General features: G+C 43.1%; 3 protein-coding genes. All 3 read left to right on the top strand.

Annotation, left to right across the window (positions count from 1 at the left end):
* On the top strand, positions 1-777 hold a 777-nt coding region (gene murD / locus AC29Z1_RS15890), incomplete at its 5' end, for a UDP-N-acetylmuramoyl-L-alanine--D-glutamate ligase (protein WP_488272432.1).
* Between the two features lie 239 nt (positions 778-1,016).
* The gene (gene spoVE / locus AC29Z1_RS15885) at positions 1,017-2,120 is read left to right on the top strand and encodes a stage V sporulation protein E (protein ID WP_488272431.1); all 1,104 of its coding nucleotides are present in this window, start codon (positions 1,017-1,019) and stop codon (positions 2,118-2,120) included.
* A gap of 17 nt (positions 2,121-2,137) precedes the next feature.
* Positions 2,138-2,938, top strand: an 801-nt coding sequence (locus AC29Z1_RS15880) for a UDP-N-acetylglucosamine--N-acetylmuramyl-(pentapeptide) pyrophosphoryl-undecaprenol N-acetylglucosamine transferase (RefSeq protein ID WP_488272430.1), incomplete at its 3' end; no start/stop codon positions are given.

Here is a 2,938-nt window from a genome sequence, read left to right as displayed (position 1 = left end):
ATTTATCGACAGATGAAAGAAAAAATATTTGCTAACCAGCAAGCTAATGATTATCTCATTTTAAATTATGATGATCCGGTCGTGCGTGATATGGCTAAACGGGCAAGAAGCAAAGTGGTATATTTTAGTCTTACACAGTGTCTGGAAGAAGGTGTCTTTGTAGAAACAGGTAATGTTAGAATCAGCTTGGATGGTAAATATACAGAAATTTGTGCTGTTAAAGATATAAAAATCAAGGGCGACCACAATGTTGAAAATGCGCTGGCGGCCTGCGCCATCGCTTATTTAGCCGGAGCTCGGCCAGAAGCTATGGCAGCGGTTCTTAGCACTTTCCCTGGTGTTGAGCATCGGCTTGAACCAGTGGCGGAGATAAAGGGTGTAGCTTATTATAATGATTCTAAAGGCACCAACCCTGAGTCTTCGATCAAAGCCCTTAAGGCCTTTGATGGACATATTATTCTGATTGCCGGCGGATGGGATAAAAAGACAGATCTCACTGAGTTTATGCAGGTGGCTAAGGCCAAAACAGACCATCTAATTCTGCTTGGAGAGGCACAGCAGCGATTTGCCGAGGCGGCTGCTCGGCAGGGCATCAAAAATATTCACAAAGTAGTTTCGTTAGATGAGGCTGTAACCTTGGCACACCGTTTGGCCAAACCGCCACAGGTGGTGTTATTGTCGCCGGCCTGCGCTAGTTACGATATGTTCGATAATTATGAACAGCGGGGGAGAGTCTTTAAGGATTTGGTGCGACGGTTAGTAGTCCGCCCAGTCTAAAGCCATAGTAAAAGTCATAGTATGAATTGTGTGAGTTTCTTCGTCCAATAATGCGGAAGAAAGTGCATATATTGTAAATAAGTAAGGAACCAATAAAGAAAACACAGTTTGGTCTGAGTGATAGCCACAAAAGAAACCGAGGTTAGGTTTTGTGGATTTAACGAAGCTGGGGGAAGCATCACGATAAGACCGACAATGGATTTAGGCTTGATGGGCTATTTGGTAAGGAGGGAGCGCGATTGGTAGGCAGAGCTAAGTCGCCCGATTATGTCATCTTTTTTACCATCGTTGGTTTGCTGGGGTTCGGGATTGTAATGGTTTATAGTGCAAGTGCTGTTTCGGCATATGTCAACTATAATGACAGCTACTACTTTCTAAAACGCCAGATGATTTGGGCTACACTTGGAGTTTTGGCAATGCTGCTTACCATGAATATCGAATATCATGCATGGCGAATTTGGGCTAAACCCATCATGATTATTACGCTGATATTATTAGTGCTTGTTCTCATACCAGGACTAGGCAAGGTGGTTAACGGTGCTAGGCGATGGCTAGGTTTTGGTTCGCTATATTTACAACCGTCGGAAATCGCCAAACTATGTATGGTGATATTTACGGCTAACAGCTTAGCAAAAAACCAAGATAAAATTGGTAATTTTTTTAAAGGCGTTGTTCCGCAACTCGCTATGCTGCTAGTCGTATTTGGACTGATTTTAAAAGAGCCAGATTTAGGTACTGCTCTGGTTATTGGTGGGACGGTATTTTTACTACTGTTTGCTGCAGGTGCTAAACTGTCGCACTTGGGTTCTTTAGGTGCTGCTGGTGTCTTGGGGATAATTGTAGCTATTATCGCTGAGCCCTATCGACTTAAACGACTATTAGCATTTAGCGATCCGTGGGCCGATCCCCTAAACAGCGGCTACCATATTATTCAATCGTTATATGCATTAGGCTCAGGCGGATTGTTTGGCGTTGGACTGGGACGTAGCCGGGAAAAGTTTTTATATCTGCCTGAACCTCACACTGATTTTATTTTTGCTATTTTGGGAGAAGAACTAGGTTTTATAGGAACGGCTACTGTTATTATTTTATTCTTTTTATTTGCTTGGCGCGGGTTTAAAATAGCCATTTCGGCGCCCGATATTTATGGCAGTTTGTTGGCCGGTGGCATAACCAGTATGATTATTTTACAGGCGCTGATGAATATTGCAGTAGTTACTGCCTCAATGCCGGTAACTGGAATACCGCTACCCTTTCTCAGTTTTGGAGGATCGGCCCTGGTGTTTACCATGGCTGGAGTTGGTATTCTGCTTAATGTTTCGCGGTATGTCAGCTTGAAATGAATGTAGGGGGCAACCATATGCGGATAATTATTTCTGGCGGGGGGACAGGTGGGCATATCTACCCCGCCATTACTATCGCAAGAGAGATAGCCAAGTTAGCCAATACCTGTGAAATACTATTTGTAGGAACAAAACAAGGCCTTGAAGCTGATATAGTTCCTAAAGAAGGCTTTGCTTTTACTACCATCGAAGTTCGTGGTTTAGAACGTAAACTCTCCTGGAAAAATGTACAAACCCTGTTTGCTACGGTCGGAAGTGTTTGGAAATCTATCCAGATTATTAAAGAGTTTAAGCCAGATGTTGTGATTGGTACGGGCGGTTATGTATGCGGACCAGTGTTATTGGCTGCTAGTTTGCTGAAGATCCCATCGATGATTCAGGAACAGAATGTCATACCAGGGATTACGAATAAAATTCTGGCTAGATTTGTTGACAAAATTGCTATTGGCTATCAAGAGGCAAAGGCGCATTTTAAAGAGTACAAGTCTGGGCAAATTGTGTTTACAGGTAATCCGATTAGGCCGGAAGTTATGTCAGCCACCCGCGAGGAAGGACAGGCCGCATTAGGGCTTAGTCCTGATAAACTTACATTGCTCGTAGTTGGTGGCAGTCGTGGTGCTCGTAGTATTAATCATGCTATGCTCGGTGTTTACAAACATTTTAATAATCATGCGCGTATTCAAATATTGCATGTAACAGGACAAAACGAGTATAATAGCATAGTTGAGCGTTGTAAACAAGCGGGTATAGAGCTTTCCAGCGATGGCAATATTATCATCAAACCGTATTTGTATAATATGCCGTTAGCGTTAGCAGCG

This window comes from Sporomusa sp., from assembly GCF_057736855.1.
The sequence above is the reverse complement of the archived record's forward strand: the minus strand, read 5'-3'. Positions and strand labels throughout refer to the sequence as shown.